Annotated in this window: 25 protein-coding genes; 3 read left to right on the plus strand and 22 right to left on the minus strand. The window is 66.5% G+C overall.

Annotated features, from left to right (window positions below; genetic code table 11):
• Positions 1-46 precede the first annotated feature (46 nt).
• Positions 47-1,348, plus strand: coding sequence for a citrate synthase (gltA, locus tag AC3IS2_RS07570; RefSeq protein WP_489200039.1), 1,302 nt, complete (start codon positions 47-49; stop codon positions 1,346-1,348).
• 193 nt (positions 1,349-1,541) lie between these two features.
• Positions 1,542-1,715, plus strand: a complete 174-nt coding sequence (locus tag AC3IS2_RS07575; protein ID WP_489200040.1) for a hypothetical protein — start codon at positions 1,542-1,544, stop codon at positions 1,713-1,715.
• A gap of 66 nt (positions 1,716-1,781) precedes the next feature.
• On the opposite strand, the gene AC3IS2_RS07580 is transcribed toward AC3IS2_RS07575, so the two are convergent.
• From AC3IS2_RS07580 to dnaE, 19 genes are all read right to left on the minus strand, one after another.
• Positions 1,782-2,015 (minus strand): hypothetical protein, encoded by a 234-nt coding sequence (locus AC3IS2_RS07580; RefSeq protein WP_489200041.1) that lies wholly within the window; start codon positions 2,013-2,015, stop codon positions 1,782-1,784.
• Between the two features lie 36 nt (positions 2,016-2,051).
• The gene (gene lpxB / locus AC3IS2_RS07585; RefSeq protein WP_489200042.1) at positions 2,052-3,218 is read right to left on the minus strand and encodes a lipid-A-disaccharide synthase; all 1,167 of its coding nucleotides are present in this window, start codon (positions 3,216-3,218) and stop codon (positions 2,052-2,054) included.
• Entirely contained in the window at positions 3,215-4,066 is an 852-nt protein-coding gene (gene lpxI / locus AC3IS2_RS07590; RefSeq protein WP_489200043.1) for a UDP-2,3-diacylglucosamine diphosphatase, read from the minus strand. Before lpxI ends, lpxB begins: the two co-directional genes overlap by 4 nt.
• Positions 4,063-4,851 carry an acyl-ACP--UDP-N-acetylglucosamine O-acyltransferase gene (lpxA, locus tag AC3IS2_RS07595; protein ID WP_489200045.1) on the minus strand — a complete coding sequence of 263 codons (789 nt, stop codon included), beginning with the start codon at positions 4,849-4,851 and terminating at the stop codon, positions 4,063-4,065. The genes lpxI and lpxA overlap by 4 nt, the downstream gene beginning before the upstream one ends.
• Positions 4,848-5,312, minus strand: coding sequence for a 3-hydroxyacyl-ACP dehydratase FabZ (gene fabZ / locus AC3IS2_RS07600; RefSeq protein ID WP_114816288.1), 465 nt, complete (start codon positions 5,310-5,312; stop codon positions 4,848-4,850). Before fabZ ends, lpxA begins: the two co-directional genes overlap by 4 nt.
• Positions 5,309-6,322 (minus strand): UDP-3-O-(3-hydroxymyristoyl)glucosamine N-acyltransferase, encoded by a 1,014-nt coding sequence (lpxD, locus tag AC3IS2_RS07605; RefSeq protein WP_489200046.1) that lies wholly within the window; start codon positions 6,320-6,322, stop codon positions 5,309-5,311. Before lpxD ends, fabZ begins: the two co-directional genes overlap by 4 nt.
• Positions 6,323-6,330: 8 nt before the next feature.
• Entirely contained in the window at positions 6,331-6,915 is a 585-nt protein-coding gene (locus tag AC3IS2_RS07610) for an OmpH/Skp family outer membrane protein (RefSeq protein WP_489200048.1), read from the minus strand.
• Between the two features lie 32 nt (positions 6,916-6,947).
• The gene (bamA, locus tag AC3IS2_RS07615) at positions 6,948-9,344 is read right to left on the minus strand and encodes an outer membrane protein assembly factor BamA (RefSeq protein WP_489200049.1); all 2,397 of its coding nucleotides are present in this window, start codon (positions 9,342-9,344) and stop codon (positions 6,948-6,950) included.
• A gap of 53 nt (positions 9,345-9,397) precedes the next feature.
• Positions 9,398-10,615, minus strand: coding sequence for a M50 family metallopeptidase (locus AC3IS2_RS07620; RefSeq protein ID WP_489200050.1), 1,218 nt, complete (start codon positions 10,613-10,615; stop codon positions 9,398-9,400).
• A 23-nt stretch (positions 10,616-10,638) separates the two neighbouring features.
• Complete coding sequence (dxr, locus tag AC3IS2_RS07625; RefSeq protein ID WP_489200051.1) at positions 10,639-11,835, minus strand: 1-deoxy-D-xylulose-5-phosphate reductoisomerase; 1,197 nt, start codon at positions 11,833-11,835, stop codon at positions 10,639-10,641.
• The gene (locus tag AC3IS2_RS07630; protein WP_489200053.1) at positions 11,832-12,650 is read right to left on the minus strand and encodes a phosphatidate cytidylyltransferase; all 819 of its coding nucleotides are present in this window, start codon (positions 12,648-12,650) and stop codon (positions 11,832-11,834) included. The genes dxr and AC3IS2_RS07630 overlap by 4 nt, the downstream gene beginning before the upstream one ends.
• The gene (gene uppS / locus AC3IS2_RS07635) at positions 12,650-13,414 is read right to left on the minus strand and encodes a polyprenyl diphosphate synthase (protein WP_489200055.1); all 765 of its coding nucleotides are present in this window, start codon (positions 13,412-13,414) and stop codon (positions 12,650-12,652) included. Before uppS ends, AC3IS2_RS07630 begins: the two co-directional genes overlap by 1 nt.
• 31 nt (positions 13,415-13,445) lie before the next feature.
• Positions 13,446-14,003, minus strand: a complete 558-nt coding sequence (gene frr / locus AC3IS2_RS07640; protein ID WP_489200056.1) for a ribosome recycling factor — start codon at positions 14,001-14,003, stop codon at positions 13,446-13,448.
• A gap of 39 nt (positions 14,004-14,042) precedes the next feature.
• Positions 14,043-14,783 carry a UMP kinase gene (gene pyrH / locus AC3IS2_RS07645; protein ID WP_489200058.1) on the minus strand — a complete coding sequence of 247 codons (741 nt, stop codon included), beginning with the start codon at positions 14,781-14,783 and terminating at the stop codon, positions 14,043-14,045.
• Positions 14,784-14,922: 139 nt separating this feature from the next.
• Entirely contained in the window at positions 14,923-15,864 is a 942-nt protein-coding gene (tsf, locus tag AC3IS2_RS07650; RefSeq protein ID WP_489200059.1) for a translation elongation factor Ts, read from the minus strand.
• Between the two features lie 100 nt (positions 15,865-15,964).
• Positions 15,965-16,813 (minus strand): 30S ribosomal protein S2, encoded by an 849-nt coding sequence (gene rpsB, locus AC3IS2_RS07655; RefSeq protein ID WP_489200061.1) that lies wholly within the window; start codon positions 16,811-16,813, stop codon positions 15,965-15,967.
• Positions 16,814-16,977: 164 nt separating this feature from the next.
• Positions 16,978-17,328 carry a GFA family protein gene (locus AC3IS2_RS07660; protein WP_489200062.1) on the minus strand — a complete coding sequence of 117 codons (351 nt, stop codon included), beginning with the start codon at positions 17,326-17,328 and terminating at the stop codon, positions 16,978-16,980.
• Between the two features lie 14 nt (positions 17,329-17,342).
• On the minus strand, positions 17,343-17,738 hold the full coding sequence (locus AC3IS2_RS07665; protein ID WP_489200063.1) for a DUF3224 domain-containing protein: 396 nt from the start codon (positions 17,736-17,738) through the stop codon (positions 17,343-17,345).
• A 17-nt stretch (positions 17,739-17,755) separates the two neighbouring features.
• Positions 17,756-21,247: a DNA polymerase III subunit alpha gene (dnaE, locus tag AC3IS2_RS07670; RefSeq protein WP_489200064.1), complete on the minus strand. Its 3,492-nt coding sequence runs from the start codon at positions 21,245-21,247 to the stop codon at positions 17,756-17,758.
• Positions 21,248-21,531: 284 nt separating this feature from the next.
• Between dnaE and msrA the strand changes: the two genes are divergently transcribed.
• Positions 21,532-22,155 carry a peptide-methionine (S)-S-oxide reductase MsrA gene (gene msrA, locus AC3IS2_RS07675; RefSeq protein ID WP_489200065.1) on the plus strand — a complete coding sequence of 208 codons (624 nt, stop codon included), beginning with the start codon at positions 21,532-21,534 and terminating at the stop codon, positions 22,153-22,155.
• Here the strand turns inward: msrA and AC3IS2_RS07680 are convergent, their stop codons facing one another.
• Genes AC3IS2_RS07680 through proS form a run of 3 tightly spaced genes read right to left on the minus strand, consistent with a single transcriptional unit; the run spans position 22,156 to position 25,488 of the window.
• Positions 22,156-22,872 (minus strand): ABC transporter ATP-binding protein, encoded by a 717-nt coding sequence (locus tag AC3IS2_RS07680; protein WP_489200066.1) that lies wholly within the window; start codon positions 22,870-22,872, stop codon positions 22,156-22,158.
• Positions 22,865-24,175 (minus strand): lipoprotein-releasing ABC transporter permease subunit, encoded by a 1,311-nt coding sequence (locus AC3IS2_RS07685; protein WP_489200067.1) that lies wholly within the window; start codon positions 24,173-24,175, stop codon positions 22,865-22,867. Before AC3IS2_RS07685 ends, AC3IS2_RS07680 begins: the two co-directional genes overlap by 8 nt.
• Positions 24,172-25,488 carry a proline--tRNA ligase gene (gene proS, locus AC3IS2_RS07690; RefSeq protein WP_489200069.1) on the minus strand — a complete coding sequence of 439 codons (1,317 nt, stop codon included), beginning with the start codon at positions 25,486-25,488 and terminating at the stop codon, positions 24,172-24,174. Before proS ends, AC3IS2_RS07685 begins: the two co-directional genes overlap by 4 nt.
• Positions 25,489-25,512: the final 24 nt, after the last annotated feature.

Here is a 25,512-nt window from a genome sequence, read left to right on the forward strand (position 1 = left end):
CTGGACGCCTCCCCGCGCCCGGCCCGAAGAAAAATAAGGGGCCTAGATGACTGAACAAGCGAAACCCGCCGGCACGGCGACCTTCACCTACGGCGACAAGAACGTCGAACTTCCCGTCCTCGCGGGCTCCACCGGGCCGGACGTCATCGACATCCGCAAGCTGTACGGCGCGACCGGCGCCTTCACCTTTGACCCCGGCTTCACCTCGACGGCGGCGTGCGAAAGCGCCCTGACCTTCATCGACGGCGACGAAGGCGTCCTGCTGCACCGCGGCTATCCGATCGACCAACTGGCGTCGAAATCGAACTTCATCGAGGTCTGCCACCTGCTGCTGCACGGCGAACTGCCGACCGCCGCGCAATACGCGAAGTTCGAAGAGAGCATCACGCGGCACACCATGCTGCATGCTCAGTTCGACCGATTCTTCGAAGGCTTCCGCCGCGACGCCCACCCCATGTCGATCATGGTCGGCACCGTCGGCGCCCTGTCGGCCTTCTATCACGACAGCCTGGACATCCATGATCCGGTGCAGCGCGACATCTCGGCCATTCGCCTGATCGCCAAGATGCCGACCATCGCCGCCCGCGCCTACAAGTACCACGTCGGCCAGCCCTTCATCTCGCCGCGCAACGACCTGTCGTACGCCGAGAACTTCCTGCGCATGTGCTTCGCCGTTCCGGCCGAGGACTATCATGTCGATCCGGCCCTGGTTCGCGCCATGGACCGCATCTTCACCCTGCACGCCGACCACGAGCAGAACGCCTCGACCTCGACCGTCCGCCTGGCCGGTTCGTCGGGCGCCAACCCCTTCGCCTGTATCGCCGCCGGCATCGCCTGCCTGTGGGGCCCGTCGCACGGCGGCGCCAACGAAGAGGCGCTGAACATGCTCAAGGAAATCGGCACGCCGGACCGTATTCCTGAGTTCATCCAGGGCGTTAAGGACAAACGCTACAAGCTGATGGGCTTCGGCCACCGCGTGTACAAAAACTATGACCCGCGCGCCAAGGTCATGCAGCAGTCGGCCTATGAAGTGCTGGCCGCCACGGGCCGCGAGAACGATCCGCTGTTCCAGGTCGCCAAGGAACTGGAGCGCGTCGCCCTGTCGGACGAATACTTCACCTCGCGCAAGCTGTTCCCGAACGTCGACTTCTACTCGGGCATCACCCTGTCGGCGATGGGCTTCCCGACCACCATGTTCACCGTCCTGTTCGCCCTGGCCCGCACCGTGGGCTGGATCTCGCAGTGGCAGGAAATGATGGCCGATCCCTCGCAGAAGATCGGTCGCCCGCGTCAGCTCTACACCGGCCCGACGCAACGCGACTACGTGCCGATCGAACAGCGCGGCTGATCACCAGGCTACGTCGGGTCGAGGAGACTTCGTCTCCTGACCGCAGCCCAGGAGAATGGCTGCGTCGGATCGAAAAGGCGCAGCCTTTTGACCGCAGCCCAACAAAGATGAAAAACGCCGGGGCTTTCGCTCCGGCGTTTTTTGTTCACGGAAGCAGGCCGCTGAAACGGCTCCGCTGTGCTAGGAAACGACCATGAGCGACCAGAACGACGACGCCCCCGCCGCAGAAACCCCGGCCCAGCGCGCACTGCGTCTGAAACAGGCCGCGCTGAAAGCCCGCTCCGGCCCGCCCCAGAAAGGCGGCCTGCAGCGCGACAAGTCGGTCACGGTGAAGTCCGGCTCGAACAAGCCCTGGATGACGCGCTAGGCGGTTGCGACGACGATAGCACTCAAGCCGTCGGTGGCGGGTGGGACACGCCCTCTAAGCCAAAGGCTATCGTTCGATCCGATACCCCTGCCGCTGCTCCACATCTTCAATGATGCAGGCTTCTTTCGCATCGCGGTTCGGCACGTTGTCATTCACGTAGGCTGCAAACCCATCACCACGCGGGGTCGGCTCAAAGTTCGGAATCCCACACCGTGCTGCTGCGACAACGATCATGTCGCGCGGAGCCGGCTCCTCAAACTCGTTACCTGGAAAGCACCCGCCGACCAGAGCAGTGATCATCGTTATGGCTACTGAGCGAAGGGGCACAAGCGCTGCCTAGCCCTTCCGACCGGCGATCACTCTCAGCACCGCATCCGCCGCCAACTCGGACGGATCGGGGCCGCCGCGGCCCATCAGGTCCAGCGCCGCTGTCTGGCGCGCGGCCTGATCGGCGGCGACCTGCGGGTCCGTCAGCAGACGCCCGACCGCCTCGGTCAGCTTCTCGGGCGTGGCGTCGTTCTGGATGAACTCGGGCGCGATGCGATCGTCGGCGGCGATGTTGAACAGGGTGATGTGCTTGGCCGTCACCAGGTTCTTCATCAGCAGATAGGACAGCCCGTCGATCCGGTAGGCGATGACCATGGGCGCACCCGCAAGCGCCAGTTCGGTCGAGACCGTGCCGCTGGTGGCCAGGGCGACGTTCGCGGCCTTCATCGCATCATACTTGTCGGCCTCCTGCACCAGATGGGCGCGGAAGGGCCAGGCGGCGACACGGCCGGCCACATCGGCGGCGACCGTGCCGGCGGCGACGACGGCCACCTCCAGCGACGAGTCCGTCGCCTTCAACCGCTTCACCGTAGCCTCGAAGACGGGCGTCATACGCATGATCTCGCTGGGGCGGCTGCCCGGCAGGACCAGCAGCAGGGGCGCGTCGGCGGCGATCCCGCGCGCGGCGCGGAACCGGGCGCCATCGGCGTTGGCCATGTCCACATGAAGGGCCTGAGACCCCACGACCGTCGTCGGCAGGCCTTCGCGCTCGAACCAGGGCGCGTCGAAGCTGTAGAGCGACAGCAGGTGATCCACGCTGGCGGCCAGGGTCTTGGCCCGGCCCGGACGCGAGGCCCAGACCTGAGGCCCGACATATTTGATCAGCGGCACGCCCGGCAGGACCTCGCGCAGCGCCTTGGCCACACGGATGGTGAAGCCCCAGCTGTCGATCAGGACCACGGCGTCCGGCCGCTCGGCCTTAGCCAGTTCGACCGTGTCGGCCACCCGGCGCTTGACCAGGCCATAGGCCTTCAGACCCTCGATCCAGCCAAGGATCGATAGCTCGGCGATGTCGAACGGGCTGACCACGCCCTCGGCCGCCATCTTGGGCCCGCCGACGCCGACGAAGGCCACATCAGCGCCCAGACCCATTTTCAGCGCGTGGGCCAGACTCGCGCCCAGGGCGTCGCCGGACGCCTCGGCGGCGACCAGCATGATCTTCAGCGGGCGGCTCATGATTTCTCGGCCTTGGCCACGCCCCAGACGAACAGGCCCAGGCGGTCGGCCGCCTCAACCAGAGCCTCATGGTCGATAATGATCAACCGCCCGGCGAAGCCGCCGATGCCCGCCAGACCGGCGGCGGAAGCCAGTTCAACCGTTCTTGGGCCGATGACCGGCATGTCCACCCGCAGGTCCTGGATCGGCTTGGGCGCCTTGCCCAATGCGCCCTTCAGCGCGCCCGGCGCGCCCCGCAGGTCGGCGGGCAGACCCGCCACGCGGCGCAGCATCTCGTCCGTGCCTTCCTGCGCCTCGACCGCCAGCACCAGGCCGTCACAGACGACCGCGCCCTGACCGATATCCAGTTCGCCTGATTTTTCAGCGACGTGCAGCGCCTTCTTCAGGTCTTGAAGCTGCTCTTCGGTCGGCTTGACCGCGCCAAGCGCGCCGGGCGCCAGGGCCTCGCCGCCCAGAATGTCGTCCGCGCCCTCGACCGCATAACCCTCGGCTTCGAACACCGACAGGATCTTGCGCAACAGGGCGTCGTCGCCCTTGGTCGCCGCCGCCACGATGCCGGGCAGCAGGGTCGCGCCCTTAAAATCAGGCTTCAAGTTCTTGAAATCAGGTCGGTTCACATAGCCAGCCAGGCAAACGGCCTCGCAGCCCTCGGCCTTCATCGTCTTCAGGATGCGGCCGATCTCGGCCATGCCGAACTCGGCGCCCGGCCAGCGCACCAGATGCTCGTCGGCAAACCCCGCCAGGCGGATGATGAAGACCGCCCGCCCTTCGGCCTCGCACCGCGCCGCGATACGCGCCGGCAGGTCGCCGCCGCCGGCGATCAGGGCCAGCTTGGGTCCGGTTGTCATTCCTTGCCCGGCAGGCAGAGCGGCCGTTTGGCGCCGTCGCGGATGAAGGCGACGATCTCCATGATCTCGGGCAGGTCGGCATAGGTCGTTTCGACCCGGTCCAAACGCTCGGCGAAGACGCCCTCGCCCTCGAACAGGTCGCGATAGGCGGCCAGCAGACGGCGCACCGCGTCCTTGCCGTAACCCTTGCGCTTCAGCCCGATCAGGTTGAGCCCGTGCAGGCTAGCGTGATTGCCCCAGGCCGAACCGTAGGGGATGACGTCGCGCGTCACGGCGGCCAGACCGCCGACGATGGCGCCCTGCCCCACCCGACCGTTCTGATGCACGGCGCAGAGGCCGCCCAGGAAGACCTTGTCGCCGATCTGGGCGTGACCGCCCAGGGTGGCGTTATTGGCCATGACGACATTGTCGCCGACGACACAGTCGTGGCCCACGTGGGCGCCGGTCATGAACAGGCCGTTCGATCCGACGCGCGTCACGCCCGTACCCTGTGGCGTGCCCCGGTTGAAGGTGGCGTGCTCGCGGATGACGTTGTCCGCGCCGATCTCCAGCCGCACCGGCTCGCCCTTGTAGCCGTTGTGCTGCGGGTCGCCGCCGATGACGGCGAAGGGATGGATCACCGTCCGCGCGCCGACGCTGGTGTCCTGCTGGACCACGACATGGCTGACCAGCTTGACGCCCTCGGCCAGGGTCACGCCCGGGCCGACGATGCACCAGGGGCCGATCACGACCCCGTCGGCGATCTGGGCCGAGGCGTCGACGACAGCGGTCGGATGGATGGTCACTGGGCGGGCTCCGCCACGGTCACGACCATGGCCATGAACTCGGCTTCGGCGGCCAGCTTGCCGTCGATGAAGGTCTCGCCGCGGAACTTGTAGGCGTCGCCGCGCGCGCGGATGACCTTGACCTCCATCCGCAGCTGGTCGCCCGGACGGGCGGGCTTGCGGAAGCGCACGCCGTCGATCGACATGAACATGATGACCTTGTCGGCCACCGCAACATCCAAGCTTTTGGACATCAGCAGGGCGCCGGTCTGAGCCATGGCCTCGACGATCAGGACGCCCGGCATGACCGGATCGATCGGGAAGTGGCCGGGGAAGAAGGGCTCGTTATGCGTGACGTTCTTGATGCCGACGATCGATGTCGCCGCCACGAAGTCCTCGGCCTTGTCGACCAGCAGGAAGGGGTAGCGATGCGGCAGGCGCCGCATGACTTCGGCATAGTCGATCTTGTTTTCGTCGCTCATGATTCTTTCGCGCCCTTTTTCTGGGACGCCTGTTTGGCCAGCCAGATGGCTTCGCGCAAGGATTGGCGCAGGGGTTTAGCGGGATAGCCCGACCAGGTCTCGCCCGGCGGCACGTCGGCCAGGACGCCGCCGCCGGCCGCGACGCGCGCGCCCTCGCCGATGGTGATGTGGTCGCCCACGCCCGCGCGACCGCCGAAGATGCAGTTGTCGCCGGTCGTCACCGACCCCGCCAGACCGACGTGGCCGGCCATCAGGTTGTTGCGGCCGATGACGCAGTTGTGGCCGATCATGACCAGATTATCGATCTTGGAGTTCTCGCCGATGACGGTATCGCCATAGGCGCCGCGGTCGATGCAGGAGTTAGCGCCGACGGTGACGCCATCCTGCAGGATGACGCGGCCCAGTTGCGGAATGTCCACCGGCCCCGCCTTCGACCCGGCGGCGCCGAAGCCCGCCTCGCCGATGCGGGCGCCGGAAAGCAGCTTCACCCGGTCGCCGAGCAGGGCGAAGCTGATGGTGACATTGGAACCGATCAGGCAGTCGCGACCGATCTGGACGCCGGGACCGATGACGGTGTTGGCGCCGATGCGGCTGCCGCGACCGATGCGGACACCCTCGCCCAGCACCACGCCCGGCTCGAGGACCACGCTATCGTCCTCGACCACGTCGGCGACGCTCGCCGCGCGATCCAGCCGCACGGGCCGGTGCAGCAAGGCCGAGGCTCGCGCCCAGGCGGCCTGGGCCTCACCGGACACGATCACCGCCGCGCCCTCGGGCGCCGCCTCGACCGCCGAGGCCGGCACGATGACGCAGCCGGCCTGTGTTTCAGCCAGGGCCGCCGCGAATTTCCGGTCGCCCAGAAACGCAATCGCGCCCCGGTCCGCTGAGGACAGGGGCGCAACGGCCGAGATGACGACCTCGCCGCCCCGGACCGCCTCCCCGCCGATTTGCTCGGCGAGGGCGGCGACCGTCAGGGGCGACAGGGCCTGAAAGAACCTCGGATCGGGCATGGCCCGTCTTACGACTGCGGCTGAGCCGGAACCGGCATACGGTTGAAGCTGAGCGTCGGCAGAGCCGTGTTCAGGCGCTGAATGACCAGCGGCGTCACGTCCATGGCCGGGTTCATGATGAAGACGCTCTCGCGGTCGACCAGGATGCCGCAGCCCTTTTCCTGATAGACGGCGACCAGGATCGGCTCGATGGCCTCCGAGATCTTCTTGCGCTGCTCGCCCAGGGTGTAGCGCAGCTCGTTGTCGCGGGTCTGCTCCAGTTGCTGGGCTTCCTGGGCACGCTGCTGCAGAGCCTGGCGACGCTGGTTCAGTTGGTCAGCCGGGATGGTCGAGGCGCCTTGCTGCAGCGCCTGATACTCGGTCTGCAGTTGCGTGGCGTAGGGAGCGATTTCGCCCTGAACTTCCTGAGCCAGCTGCTCCATGCGGGTCTGCACCGATTGGCCGACGGTCGACTGGGCCAGCGCCTGCTGGTTGAAATAGACGCAGACGCCCGGGATGGCCGGACCAGGGTTGGCCGGGCCTTGCGACTGAGCCATGGCCGCCGAAGCGGTCAGCGAAACAAGGGCGGCGGCGCCGAAAGCAAACAATTTCATCTTGAACCTTTGAGCAGTCTGGAAGGCTGCGGTTAGAACTGGGTCGAGGTGGAGAAGCGGAAGGTTTCGGTCTTGTCGTAGTCTTCCTTCGACAGGACCTTGGACAGATCGAAACGGATCGGTCCCATCGGCGAACGCCAGTGGATGCTGACGCCGGCCGCGGCCCGCAGGGCGAGGTTGTCGACGATGTTCGGATTGGGCGCTCCGGTGACGGTGTCGACCATATAGCGGTCGTCCAGCAGACCCAGGGTGCCGACATCGGCGAACAGCGAAGTCTTGATGCCGTATTCGTCAGGCAGATAGTTCGGCACCGTCAGTTCAACCGTGCCGATGGCGTAGAAGTTGCCGCCCAGGGCGTCGGTCGTGTTCAGATCACGCGCGCCCATGCCGGCCGTCTCGAACCCGCGGAAGGTGTTGCCGCCCTTGAAGAAGCGGTCGTTGATGCGGATGGGATCGCCGTTCCAGCCAGAGACGTAGCCAGTCGAGCCCTGGACGCTCACCACCCAGTTCGGACGGATGCCGTAATACCAGGAGGCGTCGGCCTCGGTCTTCAGATAGTTCACGTCGCCGCCGATGCCGGCGAAGTCCTGACGCAGGGACGCCGACCATCCGCGCGTCGGCCGCACAGGGTCGTTCAAACGGTTGACCACCAGCGTATAGCCGGCGGACGAGTTCAGGAACGCGCCCGCCTGATCACACAGCGCCGACGACCCCGTGCCCGAGCAGTAGCCCGCCGGAATGATGACTTCATCCGACTTCAGGAAGTAGCGAACGCTGAAGGAGGAATAGCCGTTCAGCGGGTAGCTGAGGCGCAGGCCGCCGCCGGTCGAACGGTAGTCGTAGGACGAATATTCGCTCAGGTCGTAACGGGTGTGGAACAGGTCGAAACCAGCCCGCAGGTCACGCCCCATGAACTTCGGCTCGGTGAAGCGGAAGTCGATCTGCTGACGCAGCGAACCCCACTCGGCGCGCGCCACCACGTTCTGGCCGCGACCGCGGAAGTTGCGCTCGGTGATGCCCAGGTTCAGCACGAAGGAGTCGACCGAGCTGAAGCCGGCGCCGACGGACAGTTCGCCGGTCGGCTGTTCCTCAACGGTGACGTTCACGACCGAACGGTCCGGCGCGCTGCCGCGCGTCTCCTCGATCTTGACGTCCTTGAAGAAGCCCAGGGCGCGCAGATTGTTGCGCGACCGCTCGACCAGCGAGCGGTTGAAGGCGTCGCCCTCGCCGACCATCAGTTCGCGGCGAATGACCGAGTCCAGGGTCCGCGTGTTGCCGACCACGTTGATGCGGTCGATGTAGACGCGCTGGCCTTCCTTCACGTTGAAGGTGACATCGACCGTGTCGGTATCGGGATTGGCGCGATAGGTCGGGTTGATCTCGACGAAGGCGTAACCTGCCGAACCTGCAGCGAAGGTCAGGGTGTCGACCGCGCTCTGGATACGATCGCTCTCGTACAGATCGCCCGAGCGGATCGGCAGCAGGCGCTTGAGGAAGTCAGCGTTCAGGCGATCGTTCTCGGTGACGACCTTGACCTCGCCGAAGTTGTAGCGATCGCCTTCATCCACCGTCAGGGTCATGCCGAAGGCGCTGTTGTCGGGCTTCAGCTCCGACACCGACGACAGGATGCGGAAATCGTAATAGCCGCGGTTCGTATAGAATTTCCGCAGTTGCTCGCGATCATAGTCGAGCCGGTTCGGGTCGTAATTGTCGTTCGAGCTGAACAGGCGCCACCAGCTGGACTGCTTGGTGACCATGACGTCGCGCAGGTCGGTGTCCGAGAAGGCGGTGTTGCCCAGGAAGGTGATGGCGGCGACGCCGGTCTCCGGCCCTTCGTCGATCTCGAACACCACGTCGACGCGGTTCTGATCCAGTTGAACCAGTTTCGGCGTCACGGTCGCCGAGATGCGGCCCGACAGACGATAGAGTTCAACGATCTTGCCGACGTCCTCCTGAACGCGGGCGCGCGTGTAGATGCCGCGCGGCTTGATCGTGACCTCGTCCGTCAGCTTCTTCTCGGTGAGGGCCTTGTTACCCTCGAACGTCACCTGGTTGATGATCGGGTTTTCCGCGATCTCGACGATCAGGTCGCCGTTGGCCTGCAGGCCCAGTTGCACGTTGGCGAACAGGCCGGTCCGCGACAGGGTCCGCACCGCCACGTCGATCGTGGCCGCGTCGATGGTGTCGCCCGGCTGGATCGGCAAATAGGACAGGACCGTGGTCTGGTCGATGCGCTGGTTGCCGCGCACGACGATCCGGTTGACGAGCGCGCGTTCTTCGGGCGGAGCCGTAACGACGACCTGAGGATCCTGTTGTGCCGCCGGAGCGGCAGCGGGCGCCGTCTGCGCCAACGCGGGTCCCGCCAGTCCGGCGGCGACGGCCAGCACCAGGGCGCTGGGTCCAAGAATACGGCCACGGGTTCGGATCATGAGGCGACTGTCGTTCTGAATCATTCGGGGAACCATCGGGGGCTGGCGTCGGCTCACGAGACGAGCCCGCCGAGGAATTTGAAGAGATTGAGTTTCTGCAGGTCGTTCCAGGTCGCGAACAACATTAAACTGGCAAGCAAAGCAAGACCGACCCGATATCCCGCCTCCTGCACCTTGGCCGCCACGGGCCTGCGCGCCACCGCCTCATAGGCGTAGAACATCAGATGCCCCCCATCCAAAACCGGAACAGGCAGCAGATTAAGAAAGCCGATTCCAACCGAAAGTATGGCGGCGAAGCTGGTCAGCGTCAGCAGGAGATTTCCCGCCATCGCCAGAGGATCGGGATTGGCGGCCACGGCGGCGTTGGTCAGGGCGCCCGAAGCCTTGGCGATGCCCAGGGGGCCGCTGAACTGGTCGCCCGATTCGCGGCCGGTGAAGATGCGGCCGATATAGGTGAAGGTCGTGCTCAGGATGGCGCCGGTTTCCTTGAACCCCTGCCCCACGGCGGCGACCGGCCCATAGCGGACATGGCGCACCTCAGCGCGGCTGGAGCCAAGACCCAGGCCGATGCGACCGACCGAGACCCGCCCGGCGATGGGATCATTCTCGACCCGACGCTCTGGCGTGGCGGTCAACTGCACGTCGGCGCCCGCGCGCTCGACCGTGAATTGAACCGGATCGCCGCTGCTCAGGGCCACGACGCGCGTCACCTCGCCGCCGTCGGCGATCAGCTTGCCGTTGACGCGGGTGATCAGGTCGCCGGGCTGGAAGCCGGCGGCGGCGGCGGGGGATTCCGGCTGCACCTGCACGACCCGCGCGGGGCGCAGCTCGACGCCGACCAGGCTGAACAGCAGGGTGAAGATGAAGATGGCCAGCGCGAAATTGGCGAAGGGACCGCCCGCCACGACCAGGGCGCGTTGCCACAAGGGCTTGAAATACAGGTAGTCCTTCTCGGCCCCGGGGCCGTGAGCGGCGACGACTTCGTTCTTCAGAGCGTCCAAACCCGCCTTGTCCGGCACGCCCGTCGCGTCCAGATCACCGGCGAATTTGACGTAGCCGCCCAGCGGCAGCCAGCCGAGCCGCCATTCGACGCCCTGCTTGTCGGTGCGCCGGAAGATGGCGCGGCCAAAGCCGATGGAGAAGCGCTCCATCTTCACGCCAAAGGCGCGCGCGGTCAGAAAATGCCCCAGTTCGTGAATGGTGACGACCAGGGTCAGCACCAGCAGGAACGGCACGACATAGATCAGGGCCTGCCCAAGAACACCTAGCATCCCAATCATGTCTCCTGTCGCCCTCAGGCAGCAATCGCGAGCGAGGCGATGATGTCGTTCGCAATCCGCCGGGCCATGGCGTCCACGGCCAGTGCCGCGTCGCAGGCGTCGTCGGAACCGGAACTCACCCCCGCGTTCGTCGCACGTTCCAAGGTGTCGGCGACGACTGCGGCAATATTGAGAAAGCCCAGTCGGCGGTCAAGGAAGGCCAGGGCCGCCACCTCGTTGGCCGCATTGAAGACGATGGGCGCCGCGCCCCCCGCCGCCAGGGCTTCACGCGCGAGCCGCAGTAATGGGAACCGCGTCTCGTCAGGCGCTTCAAAGGTCAGCCGCCCCAGGGCGGCCAGATCCAGCCTGGGCGCCGGCCACGCCAGGCGGTCCGGCCAGGCCAGGGCGCAGGCGATCGGCGTCTTCATGTCCGGAGGCCCCATCTGAGCCAGGGTCGAACCATCCACATATTCCACAAGGCTGTGGATGATTGATTCCGGATGGACCACGACATCGATCCGCTCGCCGCTCATGCCGAACAGATAGGCCGCCTCGATCAGTTCCAGACCCTTGTTGGCCATGGTGGCGCTGTCGACCGAGATCTTGGCGCCCATGCTCCAGTTCGGATGGGCCACCGCCTGCTCCGGCGTGATCCGGCCCATGGCCTCGCGCGGCAGGGTGCGGAACGGTCCGCCGGATGCGGTCAGCACCAGCTTCGACACCTGCTCGGGCGCTTCGGCCGGAAAGACCTGGAAGATGGCGGAATGCTCGGAATCGACCGGGATCAGCTTGCCGCCGCTGCGCTTGACCCGTTCGATCAGCGCCGGGCCGCAGCAGACCAGGCTTTCCTTGTTGGCCAGGGCCAGGGTCGCGCCGGTGCCGGCCGCCGCCCAGGCGGACCGCAGCCCCGCAGCGCCGACGATCGACGCCATGACCCAGTCCACAGGCCGGCTGGCGGCCTCGACGATGGCTTCGGGTCCGGCCGCCGCTTCGACATCCGTTCCGGCGAGCGCCTCGCGCAGTTCCGACAGACGCGCCGGATCGGCGGTCACGGCCAGTCGGGGCCGCCAGCGTCGGGCCTGTTCGACCAGGCGGGCGATGTTGTTCCCGCCGGTCAGGACCTCGACCTGGAACGCGCCGGAGCCCGCCTGCTCGGCCTGATCCATCAGGTCCAGCGTGGACGTCCCAACCGAGCCGGTCGAGCCCAGGACGCTGACCTTGCGGGCGATCATGCGCCGCGCTCCAGCATCAGGACGATCACGCGCCCTGCCGCCACGACCACGACCGCGAACATCAGGCCGTCGACCCGGTCCAGCAGTCCGCCGTGGCCGGGAATGATATTGCCCGCGTCCTTGACCCCGAAGCGGCGCTTCAGGGCGGATTCCCACAGGTCGCCCGCCATGGTGGCCAGAGCCGCCGCCAAGCCGAGGACGCCGCCCCAGAAGATGTTCAACCGGCCCATGTCCAGCCAGCCCGCCATGGCCGCGCCGGCGATCATCCCGGCGATCAGACCGCCGATGAAGCCGGACCAGGTCTTGTTGGGTGAAAAGCGCGGCCACAGCTTGGGCCCGCCCACGGCGCTGCCGACCAGATAGGCCAGGATGTCCGAGGCCCAGGCCACGGCGAAGACCAGCACGGTCCAGTAGAGCCCCTGCGCCGCGTTCAGATCGCGCAGCCAGATCAGCAGGACGCACGGCCAGCCGAGATAGAGGACGCCATAGGCCGCATCCATCGCCTCGGCTCCGCGTGACCGCGCGAACAGCCCGGCCGCCAGAGCCCCGAAGACCAGCAAAATCAGCGCCAACGACATCTGGCCGATATGGGCGGCGATGACCGCCGTAATCAGCGCCACAGCCACGGCGACGCCGACCGAACGCCAGAAGCGCGGGGCGCTCATCCGCGCCCATTCAAACGCCAGCAGGCCGCAAGCCGCCACCACCAGGGCGCAAAACCAGCCGCCCCCGGCCCAGGTCGCCAGAACAGCCGCCGGCGCCAGCACTACGGCCGAGGCCGCTCTCAGGCCAATGTCACCGATCTTCAACGCCATCAGCCTGCCGCCGTCTTCGGCGCCGCATCCGGCAAGGCGTCACGCCCCCCATACCGCCGCTCGCGATTGCCATAGAGAGCGACCGCCTCGCCCAGGGCCTCGGCGCCGTAGTCGGGCCAGAGGATGTCCTGGAACACCAGTTCGGCGTAGGCGGCTTCCCACAGCAGGAAGTTCGACAGCCGCTGTTCGCCCGAGGTCCGCACGATCAGATCCACCGGCGGCGCCCCAGCCGTCGACAGGCCGGCCCCGAGGTCGTCCTCGGTCACTTCGCCCGTGAACTGTCCCGCGCGGGCCTGGTCGACCAGCCGCTGAGCAGCGTCCACCAGATCGGCGCGGCCGCCATAGTTGAACGCCACCTGCAGCAGGAAGCGGTCATTGTGGGCGGTCTGCGCCTCGGCGCGGTCGACGATGGCGGCGATGTCGGCGGGCAGGCCCTTGCGACGGCCCAGGACGCGAATACGCACGCCCGCCGCCTCCAGCCGCTTCAGGTCGCTGCCGACGAACGAACGGACCAGACCCATCAGGTCCGACACCTCGTCCGCCGGACGGCTCCAGTTCTCGGTCGAGAAGCCGAACACAGTCAGGCAGCGGACGCCGAAGTCCGGCGCCGCCTTGATCGTGCGGCGCAGGGCCTGAACGCCCTCGCGATGCCCCATGACGCGCGGCAAGCCGCGACGCTCGGCCCAGCGACCGTTGCCGTCCATGATCAGGGCGACGTGACGAGGCCCCCTCTCAGGCGCCGTGGCGACGGTCTCGGCCGACATTGTAAGATCCCTCCTGACGCGCGTGTCTGCGTCAGACCTGCATGATCTCGACTTCCTTGGCCTTCAAGGCCTCGTCAATGCGCTTGATGGCCGCGTCGGTATCCTTCTGGACCTCGGCTTCCATCTTCTTCTGTTCGTCCTGGCTGATCTCGGTGGCCTTTTCGGCCTTTTTCAGGTCGTCGTTGGCGTCGCGACGCACGTTGCGCACGGCGATCTTCTGCTGCTCGGCGTACTTGCCGGCCAGCTTGACCAGATCCTTGCGGCGCTCTTCGGTCAGCGGCGGCACCGGGATACGCAGGGTCTGGCCGTCCACGATCGGGTTCAGGCCCAGGCCGGCGGCGCGAATGGCCTTTTCGACCGCCACGACCATGCTCTTGTCCCAGACGCTGACCGAGATCATGCGCGGCTCCGGCACGCTGATGGCGGCCACGGCGTTCAGCGGCGAGGTCGAGCCGTAGGCTTCGACCTGAACCGGATCCAGCAGCCCCGAGTTGGCCCGGCCCGTGCGCAGACCGGCATAGTCTTCCTTCAGCGCCGCGACGGACTTGTCCATGCGTTCGCGATAGGTCTTCAACTCGGGCTTGGCCATGGTGGTTTCCTTGGTCTGGTCGTTCGGGTCGAGGGCCGCTCAGGCGGCCTTGTTGTTGGTGATGACGGTGAAGGTGCCTTCGCCGCGCAGGGTCTTGCGCAGCGAGTCTTCCTCACGGATCGAGAAGACCACGATCGGGATGTCGCTGTCGCGCATCAGGGCGATGGCCGAGGCGTCCATGACGCGCAGGTCCTTGGCCAGAACGTCCTGATAGGTCAGGGTTTCATAGCGGGTGGCGGTCGCGTCCTTCTTGGGATCGGCGGTATAGACGCCGTCCACGCTGGTGCCCTTCAACAGGGCGTCGCAGCCCATTTCGGCGGCGCGCAGCGCGGCGCCCGAGTCGGTCGTGAAGAAGGGGGCGCCCACGCCAGCGGCGAAGATCACCACCCGGCCCTTTTCCAGGTGACGCATGGCGCGACGGCGAATGTAGGGTTCGGCGATGGCGGCCATCGGGATGGCGCTCTGGACCCGCGTATCGACGCCGATCTTCTCCAGCGCGCCCTGCATGGCCAGGGCGTTCATGATCGTCGCCAGCATGCCCATGTAGTCGGCGTTGGCGCGGTCCATGCCCGCAGCGGCCTTGGACAGGCCGCGGAAGATGTTGCCGCCCCCGATGACCAGGCAGATCTCGACGCCCTCGCGCGCCACCTGGGCCACGGCGGCCGCCACGACGTCGACGGTCTTCATGTCGATGCCATAGGACTGCTCGCCCATCAGGACCTCGCCCGAGACCTTCAGCAGGACGCGCTTATATCGGAACTCGGAAGGGGCGTCGGGCATGGGTATGGGTCCGTGGATACAGGGGTTACGCATCCGCGCGAGGTGAATCGGCGGCTCATCATAGACGAAGGGCGCGCCGGCCATCAAAGCCGAACGCGCCCTTTTGAAAATTCTTCCCTTTCGGGAAGAAACTTCAGTGTTAGTTGCCGCCCATCATCGAGGCGACTTCCGACGCGAAGTCGGGGCCTTCAACCTTCTCGACGCCTTCACCCAGAGCCAGGCGCACGAAGCCGGCCAGGTGCAGGTTGGAGGAGCCCAGTTCCTTGGCCGAGTTGGCGACCAGTTGTTCGATGGTCACGTCCGGATCCATGACGAACGGCTGCTTCGACAGCACCACGTCCTTCTGGAACTTGTTGATCTGGCCTTCCACGATCTTCTCGATCATGGCTTCCGGACGGCCTTCTTCCTTGGCCTTTTCGATCAGGACAGCGCGTTCCTTCTCGATGGCGGCCGGATCCAGGTCGTCGGTGTTCAGCGACAGCGGCGCGGTCGCAGCGACGTGCATGGCGATCTTGCGGCCCAGTTCGCGCAGAGCGGTCTTGTCGCCCTCGCCTTCCAGGGCGACCAGCACGCCGATGCGGCCGACGCCCGGCGACACTGCGTTGTGGACGTAGGTCGAGACGACGCCTTCCGACACCGACAGACGGGCGGCGCGGCGCAGTTGCATGTTCTCGCCGATGGTGGCGATCATGTTGGTCACTTCGTCCTGGACCGTCTTGCCGGCTTCCAGTTCGGCGCCGTGCAGGGCTTCGACCGTGTGGTGGTCCAGGCCCAGTTGGGCGAACGACTTGGCAGCGTTCTGGAACAGATCGTTGCGGGCGACGAAGTCGGTTTCAGCGTTGAATTCGATGGCGGCGGCGACTTCGCCCTTGCCGTCTTCCTTCGACGCGACAGCGACCAGGCCTTCAGCGGCGACGCGGTCAGCCTTCTTGGCGGCCTTGGACAGGCCCTTGGCGCGCAGCCAGTCGATTGCTGCTTCGATGTTGCCGTCGTTTTCGACCAGCGCCTTCTTGCAGTCCATCATGCCGACGCCCGAACGCTCGCGAAGTTCCTTCACGAGGGCGGCAGTGATCTCGGCCATGTTCTTCTCCTGAAAATTCAAATGAGCGGCCGGGCATGGATAGCCCGGCCGCATGTCAGTTTGGCGTAGGCCCGATCATCGACCGGGCCCCGAGGGCGTCTTAGCCCTCGACCTCTTCTTCAGTCGTCGCGAGCAGTTCTTCAGCAGCGCCTTCCGTGCCGGCCGGAGCGACTTCGGCTTCAACCGGAGCAGCAGCGGCTTCACGCAGCATCGGCTCGACCGGAGCTTCCGAAGCGCCCAGGTCGATGCCCGAGGCCGAAGCGCCGGCGGCCAGGCCGTCCAGGACGGCGTCGGCGATCAGGTCGCAGTAGGTCTGGATGGCGCGGGCGGCGTCGTCGTTGCCCGGGACCGGATAGGTGATGCCGTCCGGGTCCGAGTTGGTGTCCAGGATGGCGATGATCGGGATGTTCAGCTTGCGGGCTTCCTGGATCGCGATCGCTTCCTTGTTGGTGTCGATCACGAACATGATGTCCGGGATCGAACCCATGTCCTTGATGCCGCCCAGCGACAGTTCCAGCTTGTCCTTCTCGCGCTGCAGGTTCAGCAGCTCTTTCTTGACGCGGCCTTCGCCGCCGGTGGCCAGAACGGTTTCCAGCTCGCGCAGGCGGGCGATCGAGCCCGAGACGGTGCGCCAGTTGGTCAGCGTGCCGCCGAGCCAGCGGTTGTTCATGTAGTACTGGGCGCAGCGCGTAGCGGCTTGCGCGACCGGGTCAGCAGCCTGACGCTTGGTGCCGACGAACAGCACGCGGCCGCCCTTGGCGGCGACTTCGCGCACGGCGACCAGGGCCTGGTGCAGCAGCGGCATCGTCTGCGACAGGTCGATGATGTGGATGTTCGAGCGCGAGCCGAAGATGTAGCGGTCCATCTTCGGGTTCCAGCGGTGCGTCTGGTGGCCGAAGTGAGCGCCGGCTTCCAGCAGCGTACGCATCGAGAATTCAGGCAGAGCCATGATCGTTGTATCCTTTTTCCGATCAAACCTAGCGTGAGCGAGTAAAGGACCGGACGGTCCCTCGGAACGGTGCAGGCCAGGATGTCTCCCCGGACCGCGCCACGCCCACGTGCGAAGTGCGCGCGCTCTCTAGGCGTATTGTTCGGAAAAGGCAAGCCAATCAGTCAGAAGCTGCGCCCGTCCACGCGGCTCGCTGTCCACGCCCAGGGTTCCACGTCGGTCAGGGTCCTCACATTGATCGCCGCGACCTCGGACCCGTCCGGCGCCACGCCGTAACCGAAGGGCTGGACGCCGCAGGTCTTGCAGAAGCGATGCTCGATCTTGTGCTGATTGAAGAAGTAGGAAGTCGTCGCCTCCTCGCCCGCCGTCAATCGAAAGGCCGTGCGAGGCGCGAAGGCCAGGACGAACCCTTTTCGATAGCAGTGCGAACAGTTGCACTCGATCAGGCCTTCCAGCCCGACCTCGACCTCATAGGCCACCGCGCCGCAGTGGCAGGACCCCTTGTGCACGCTCATGATCCATCCCTCCCTCAGGGTGTCGGCAAGCTGTATTCCAGATCGTAGTGATGAACGCCGTCGGCGATGGTCAGGTGAAAGACGCCGGCGATCCCGGTCAAGCCCCCTGCCCCGGATCCCGGCACGATGGTGATCAGCAGTTCCTGCGCGCCCCGGTCCATCAGGCCGCGATGCGCCAGGGTGAAGGCGCCCTCGCGCCCGTCGATCACGCCGGACACCCGGTCCAGCGCGACATAGGCCCCCGACCGATCGGGGCTCATGGTCGCCAGCATCTCGCCGGCGGCGGTTCCGACCAGATCACCGTGGAAGGTCTTGGCCAGCAGCATCCGTCCCGGCGCGTCCGACGCCGCATCGGCGGCGGGCTGAACCGGCGTGATGACGACATCAAAGGTTCCGCGTGCATTCCGCATGATCTGGCCCTCGCCCACTAGGCATCCTCCAGCATCACCACGCCCGGCGCCGACTTCAGCGCCCCACGCAAGGCCGCGTCCAGTCGATAGCGGCCCGGCAGCTTGATCTCGACCTCGGTGCGGCCGCCCAAGGTCGCCTGCAGCCAGACCTCGCCGCCCTTCCCTTGCGCCCGCGCCCGGTCCAGCCGCGCCTTCAGCGCCTCGGCGTCCGCCGATTGCGCCGACAGCACGACCCGCAGCCCGATCTGGGCGTCGTCCAGCAGGACATCCATGCGATTGGCGTCGTCGCCGAAGAAGCGAACCTCGCCGTCCGCCGACTTGGCCCGCACCTTGACCAGAACCGAGGTCCCGACCTCGAGGATGTCGCGACAGCGTCGAAGCTGTTCCGGCGGGAACAGGCATTCGAACTCGCCCGTCGGGTCCGAGAAGGTGACGAAGGCGAATTTCTCGCCGCTCTTGGCGCTGGCCCGCTCCTGACGACGCCGCACGACGCCGGCCATCAGGAAGGCTTCGTGTCCCGCCTCAGCCAAGCCTTGCGCCTCGGCGACGAAGGTCACGCGCTTGCGCTTCAGCGCCGGCGTCAGATCTTCGAGCGGGTGGCCTGACAGGTAGAAGCCGACCGCCGACAGCTCCTGATCCAGCTTGTCCGGGCCGGCCCAGGGCTCGACGCTGCGTAGACGCGGCCGCGCGGCCCCCGCCTGATCCGCCCCGAACAGGCTGACCTGCGACGAGGCGCGTTCAGCCGCCACGCTCTGGCAATAGGCGATCAGGGTGTCGGCCTGTTCGAACAGCTGGCGGCGATTGGGATTGAGGCTGTCGAAGGCGCCCGACTTGGCCAGGCCTTCCAGCGCCCGCTTGTTGACCGCCTTGGGATCGACCCGCTCCAGGAAGTCGAAGATGTCTGCGAAGGGCCCGCCCGTCTCGCGCACCTCGACGACGTGCTTCATCGCCTCCAGCCCCACGTTGCGGATGGCGCCCAGGGCGTAGAGGACGCTGCCCTGCCCGTCCTTCCACTGGACGTCGAAGTCAGCGGACGAGCGGTTGATGTCGGGGGCCAGGACCGGAACCTCGAACCGGCGACAGTCCTGATAGAATACCGCCAGCTTGTCGGTGTTCGACAGGTCCAGGCTCATGGAGGCGGCGAAAAACTCGACCGGATGATTGGCCTTCAGCCAGCCTGTCTGGAACGAGATCAGCGCATAGGCGGCGGCGTGCGACTTGTTGAAGCCATAGCCCGCGAACTTGGCCACCAGGTCGAAGATGGAGCCGGACTGGGCTTCCGGCACGGACTTCTCGGAGGCGCCCTTGACGAAGCGGAGACGCTGGAAGTCCATCTCCTCCTTCTTCTTCTTGCCCATGGCCCGGCGCAGAAGGTCGGCTTCGCCCAGGCTGTAGCCCGCCAGGATCTGGGCGATCTTCATCACCTGCTCCTGGTAGATGATGACGCCGTAGGTCTCGGTCAGAACCTCGGTCAGCGATGGGTGCAGATAATCGACCTCGGCCCGGCCGAATTTCCGATCGATATAGGTGTCGATCATCTCCATCGGCCCTGGCCGATAGAGGGAGATCAGGGCGGTGATTTCCTCGATGGAGCCGCAGCGCATCTTGCGCAGGGTGTCGCGCATGCCCTGGGATTCCAGTTGGAACACCCCGACCGTCTGGCCCGAAGCCATCAACTCGTAGGTCTTGGGGTCGTCCAGCGGCAGCAGATTCCACTCCGGAGCCGCTCCGCGCCGTTCCAGATACTCCCGCGCCCGGTCCAGCACCGTCAGCGTCTTCAGGCCCAGGAAGTCGAACTTCACCAGACCCGCCGGTTCCACCCACTTCATGTTGAACTGGCTGGCTGGGATGGTCGAGCGCGGATCCTGATACAGGGGCACCAGTTCGGTCAGCGGCCGGTCGCCGATGACGATGCCGGCGGCGTGGGTCGAGGCGTTGCGGTACAGCCCCTCCAGTTCCAGCGCCGTCTCCAGCAGGGTCTTGACCGCCGGTTCCGCGTCGCGCGCCTCCTTCAGGCGCGGTTCCAGGTCGATGGCCTGGGCCAGGGTCACAGGATTGGCCGGGTTGTTCGGCACCATCTTGCAGAGACGGTCCACCTGCCCCAGCGGCATCTGCAGCACCCGGCCGACGTCGCGCAGCACGGCCCGCGCCTGCAGGGTGCCGAAGGTGATGATCTGGGCCACCCGGTCCTTGCCGTAGTGATCCTGCACATAGTCGATCACCTCTTCCCGCCGCTCCTGGCAGAAGTCGATGTCGAAGTCGGGCATGGAGACGCGTTCGGGGTTCAGGAACCGCTCGAACAGCAGGCCGAACCGCAAGGGGTCCAGATCGGTGATGGTCAGCGACCAGGCCACCAGCGAACCGGCGCCGGAACCCCGCCCCGGCCCCACGGGAATCCCGTGCAGCTTGGCCCATTTGATGAAGTCGGCCACGATCAGGAAGTAGCCCGGGAAGCCCATCTGCTGGATGATCCCGACCTCCCACTCCAGGCGGGTCCAGTATTCCTCCTCGGGCGCGGCGGGCGTGACCTGCTGCAGGCGAGCCTTCAGTCCCTCGCGCGCCTGATGGGCCAGTTCGTCGGGCTCGGAGCGACCGGCGCCGGTGTCGAAGCGCGGCAGGATCGGCGCCCGCGTCGGGACCAGGAAGGCGCAGCGGCGGGCGATGTCGATGGTGTTGTCGCAGGCCTCGGGCAGGTCCGAGAACAGCTCGCGCATGGCGGCGGCGGTCTTGAACCAGTGCTGGTCGGTGATGCGCCGCCGCTCCTCCTGGCCGGTGAAGGCGCCGTCGGAGATGCACAGCAGGGCGTCGTGCGACTTCGCCTGCGCCGCCTTGGCGTAATAGACGTCGTTGGTGGCGACCAGAGGCGCGTCGTTGGCGTAGGCCCAGTCGACCAGTCCCGCCTCGGCGACAGGCTCCTGCGGCAGGCCGTGGCGCTGCAGTTCGACATAGAAGCGGTCGCCGAAGACGCGCTGCATTTCCGCCAGGGCCGCCTGGGCCTCAGCAGGCTTGTTCTGCACGAACAGAGGGTCGATCGGACCGTCGGGACCGCCCGACAGCAGGATCAGCCCCTCGGACTTATCCACAACCTGTCCCCAGGGCACGCCCGGCTCGGACATCTCGCCCGCGTCGAGGTAGGCGGCCGACGAAAGCGCACAGAGGTTCAGCCAGCCCTGCTCGTTCTGGACCAGCAGCACCACGGTCGGCGTCTTGGCCCAACGATCGGAAATCTGACCGCCGATGCCCAGCACCGGCAGGGCGCAGGCCACGATCGGCTGGACGCCCGCATCCTTGGTGTTCTGACTGAACTCCAGCGCCCCGAACAGGTTGGCGCGGTCAGCCACCGCGACGGCCGGCATCCCCGCGTCTGCGGCCATCTTGCCGATCTTGCCGGCCTTGATCGCCCCTTCCAGCAGGGAATAGGCGCTGCGGACCCGCAGATGGACAAAACCCTGACTGTTCGCCGTTTCCGCCAATACAAACTCCGCTGATCCCGGACGCCGGGACCTCATGTCCGACCGCCACGCGGTCGGACCTCGATCATGCAGAGGGTCTTCGCGGCGATCACGTCACCAGGAAAGACGCCTGCCAGATCATCCAGACGAAGCCGCCGCACGACGCAAGCGACAGCATATCCCTCACCCAACGCGACATCGGCTTATCCCCAGTTCGCTTGTTCCTGAAACGTTCTATATTCTCGCTTTGTTCTCATTGCAAGCCGCCTTCTCGCTGATGCGCGCGGCGGTCCGCCTTCCCATGTTGGGCCTCTGATGCGGAGAATGACCGGGAGTTTCCCATGTCGCGCCTTCTGCCCCTGATCGCCCTGACCCTCGCAGCGGCCTGTTCGCCCGGCGAAACGTCCGCCCGCGCGGCTCCGCCGGAACCGCCGCCTGGCTTTCAGATGGCGGTCTTCGCCGGCGGCTGTTTCTGGTCCAGCGAAAAAGCGTTCGACGGTCTGCGGGGCGTACGCTCGGCGGTGTCCGGCTTTGTCGGCGGCACGCGGCCCAACCCGACCTATGAGCAGGTGGTGCGCGGCGGGACCGGCTATCGCGAGGCGGTGCAGGTGACGTTCGATCCGGCCGTCGTCAGCTACCGCAGTCTGGTCGACCGCTACTGGCGCACCATCGACCCGACCGACCCCGCCGGCCAGTTCTGCGATCAGGGCCCGTCCTACGTCACGGCGGTCTATGCGACCGAGGCCCAGACGCCCGCGGCCGAGGCGTCGCGAACGGCGGCGAGGGCCACGCTTGGCGCCCGCAACTTCGTCACGCCCGTCTATCCCGCCATGCGTTTCTGGCCGGCCGGCGCCGAGCATCAGGACTTCGCCCGTCGGCATCCGGTCCGATACGAGGCCTACCGCATCGGTTGCCGCCGCAGCATCAGGCTGCACGCCCTGTGGGGCGACGCCGCCGTGGGCTGATCAGTAGGCTTGGGCTTCGGCCGCGCGTTCTTCCAGATGGCCGTCCTTCAGGGCGAAGACGCGGTCCATGTGACCGGCCAGCTCCATGTTGTGGGTGGCGATCAGGGCGGCGACGCCCGTGGTCTTGGCCAGTTCGCGCAGGGCTTCGAACACCGCGTGGCTGTTGGTCGGGTCGAGGTTGCCCGTAGGTTCGTCGGCCAGCAGCAGACGCGGGCTGTTGGCCAGCGACCGCGCGATGGCGACCCGCTGCTGCTCGCCGCCCGACAACTGGGCCGGCTGGTGCAGGAAACGCTCGCCAAGCCCCAGACTGGTCAGCAGGGCCTCGGCCCGGCGACGCGCCTCGGCCTCGGAATGACCGGCGATGCGCATGGGCAGGGCCACGTTGTCCCGTGCGTCAAATTCCGGCAGCAGGTGATGGAATTGATAGACGAAACCGATCCGCGACAGGCGCAGACGCGTCCGCGCCCGCTCGTCCAGACCGCCGACGTCCTCGCCGTCGATCATAACCTGACCGCTAGTCGGCCGCTCCAGCAGGCCGGCGGCGTGCAGCAAGCTCGACTTGCCCGAGCCCGACGGCCCGATCAGGCCGACGACCTCGCCCGGCATGATGTCCAGATCGACGCCCTTCAGCACCGTCAGCCCGCCCGAGGCGGTCGGATAGGTGCGGGTGATCCCGCGCAGACGCAGCGTCGGCGCCTTGTTCAGCGGACTATTCAAAGCGAAGCGCCTCCACCGGGTCGATCCGCGACGCGTTCCACGACGGCGGCAGGCTGGCGAGGCAGCTCATGAAGAAGGAGAAGAGCGCCACCCAGGTCACGTCCCAGGCGTCGACCTCGGCCGGAATGGAATCCAACATATAGACTTCGGCGTTGAACAGCTGGACGCCCAGCAGGGCTTCGATGAAGTGCTGGATCGCGCCGATGTTCAGGCAGAACAGCAGGCCCAGGATCAGGCCGGCGATGGTGCCGCCGATGCCGATGGCCGCGCCCGAGACGAAGAAGATGCGCAGGATCGACGACGGGCTGGCGCCCACGGTCCGCAGGATGGCGATGTCGCGGGTCTTGTTCTTCACCAGCATGATGATGCCGCTGATGATGTTCATGGCGGCGATGGCCACGACCATGCCCAGGATGATGCTCATGGCCGCGCGCTCGACCTCCAGCGCGCCCCAGATCGCGGCCTGACGATTGCGCCAGTCGGTGACGATATTGCCGGGGCCCGCCGCCTGCTGCACGGACGCGATCTGGTTTTCCACCAGATCAGGCTCGGCCACCTTCATCTCGAGCACGTCCCAGACGCCTTCCTTGCCGAAGAAGAGCTGGGCCTGCTCCAGCGGCATGAAGATGAAGGCGCGATCGTAATCAGCCGCGCCCGAACTGAAGATACCGCCGACCCGATAGGTCTTTTCAAGCCCGCCAAGATTGCCGAAAGCGCTGTCAGCCCCGGTCGGCGAATAGATGGAGATGGCGCTGCCCACGCTCAGGCCCAGTTGATCCGCCAGCGCCTTGCCGATCAGGATGTTGTCGCCGCCATAGGCGCCCTGGCCGAAAGAGGCGCGCATTTCGGGGGTCAGGCTGTCATAGACGAACCGGGTCGCCGCCAGATCCTGCGGCCGCACGCCGCGCACCATGCCGCCGGTCATCTGACCGCCCGCGCGGAACATGGCTGCAGATTCGACAAGCGGCGACACCGAAACCACGCCTGGAACGTCGCTGATCCGCTTCAGCGTCGCCTCGCGGTCGGGCGAGGTCAGCACCGGCCCCTGCACATACATATGCCCGTTGAACGACAGGATCCGGTCCATCAACGTCCCGCGAAAACCGGCCATGATGCTCATCACGCTGATCAGCACCGCCACAGCCAGCATGATGCCGACGAAGCTGATGATGGCGATCAGGGCGACCCCGCCCTCCTTGCGCTTGGCGCGCAGGTAGCGGAGCGCCAGTCCGATCTCCCAGGCGGAGAAGGGACCGGCGGGCTTCACGGCGGGCGGCGCGGAGGCCGTCGCGGCGTCGGTCATTTCGTCAGCAGCTCCAGGGCGGCGTCCAGCGACAGGGTTTGCTTTTCGCCCGTGGCGCGGCGCTTCAGTTCGACCACGCCGTCGGCCAGGCCCTTGGGACCGATGGTCAGCTGCCACGGCACGCCGATCAGGTCGGCGGTGGCGAACTTGCCGCCCGGACGCTCGTCGGTGTCGTCGTAGAGGACGTCCTTGCCCAGGGCTTCCAGCTTGGCGACAGCCTCTTCACAGGCGGCCGAGACGGCTTCGTCGTTGGCGCGCAGGTTGATCACCACCACGTCGAACGGGGCGACCGGGTCCGGCCAGATGATGCCGCCTGCGTCGTGGCTGGCCTCGATGATGGCCCCCATCAGACGCGACACGCCGACGCCGTAGCTGCCCATGTGGACCTCGGTGTCCTGGCCGTCCGGCCCGGCGACCTTGGCCTTCATCGGGGCCGAGTATTTGGTGCCGAAGTAGAAGATGTGGCCAACCTCGATGCCACGCGCCGACAGGCGGTCGCCCTCGGCGGTCTGGGCCTCGAACTGGGCCGCGTCGTGCATTTCCTCGGTCGCGGCGTAGAGGGCCGTGCGTTCGTTGAACACGCCTTCCAGTTGCTCGACGCTGAGGTTGTGGCCCGGCGCATCCATCTCGACCAGTTTGCGGTCGCAGAAGACCTCGCTCTCGCCGGTCTCGGCCAGAACGATGAACTCGTGGCTCAGGTCGCCGCCGATCGGGCCGGTGTCGGCGCGCATCGGCACCGCCTTCAGGCCCAGGCGCGAGAAGGTGTTCAGGTAGGCGGCGAACATGCGCTTGTAGGCGATGCGGGCCGAGGCCTCGTCCAGATCGAACGAATAGGCGTCCTTCATCAGGAACTCACGGCCGCGCATGACGCCGAAGCGCGGACGGCGCTCGTCGCGGAACTTCCACTGGATGTGGAAGAGGTTCAGCGGCAGGGCCTTGTAGCTCTTCACATAGGCTCGGAAGATATCCGTGACCATTTCCTCGTTGGTCGGTCCGTACAGCAGCTCGCGCTCGTGGCGGTCGGTGATGCGCAGCATCTCGGGACCGTAGGCGTCATAGCGGCCGCTCTCGCGCCACAGGTCGGCCAGTTGCAGCGTCGGCATCAGCAGTTCGACCGCCCCTGCCCGCTCCTGCTCCTGACGCACGATGCCTTCGATCTTGCGGAGCACACGCAGGCCCAGCGGCAGCCAGGCGTAAATGCCGGCGGCCTCCTGCTTGATCATGCCCGCGCGCAGCATCAGCTGATGCGACACGATCTGGGCGTCGGAAGGGGCTTCTTTCAGGGTCGGCAGGAAGTAGCGCGACAGGCGCATGGCGGGAATCTCTGCAAAATCAGT

It is taken from the genome of Brevundimonas sp. KH_025 (assembly GCF_057839885.1).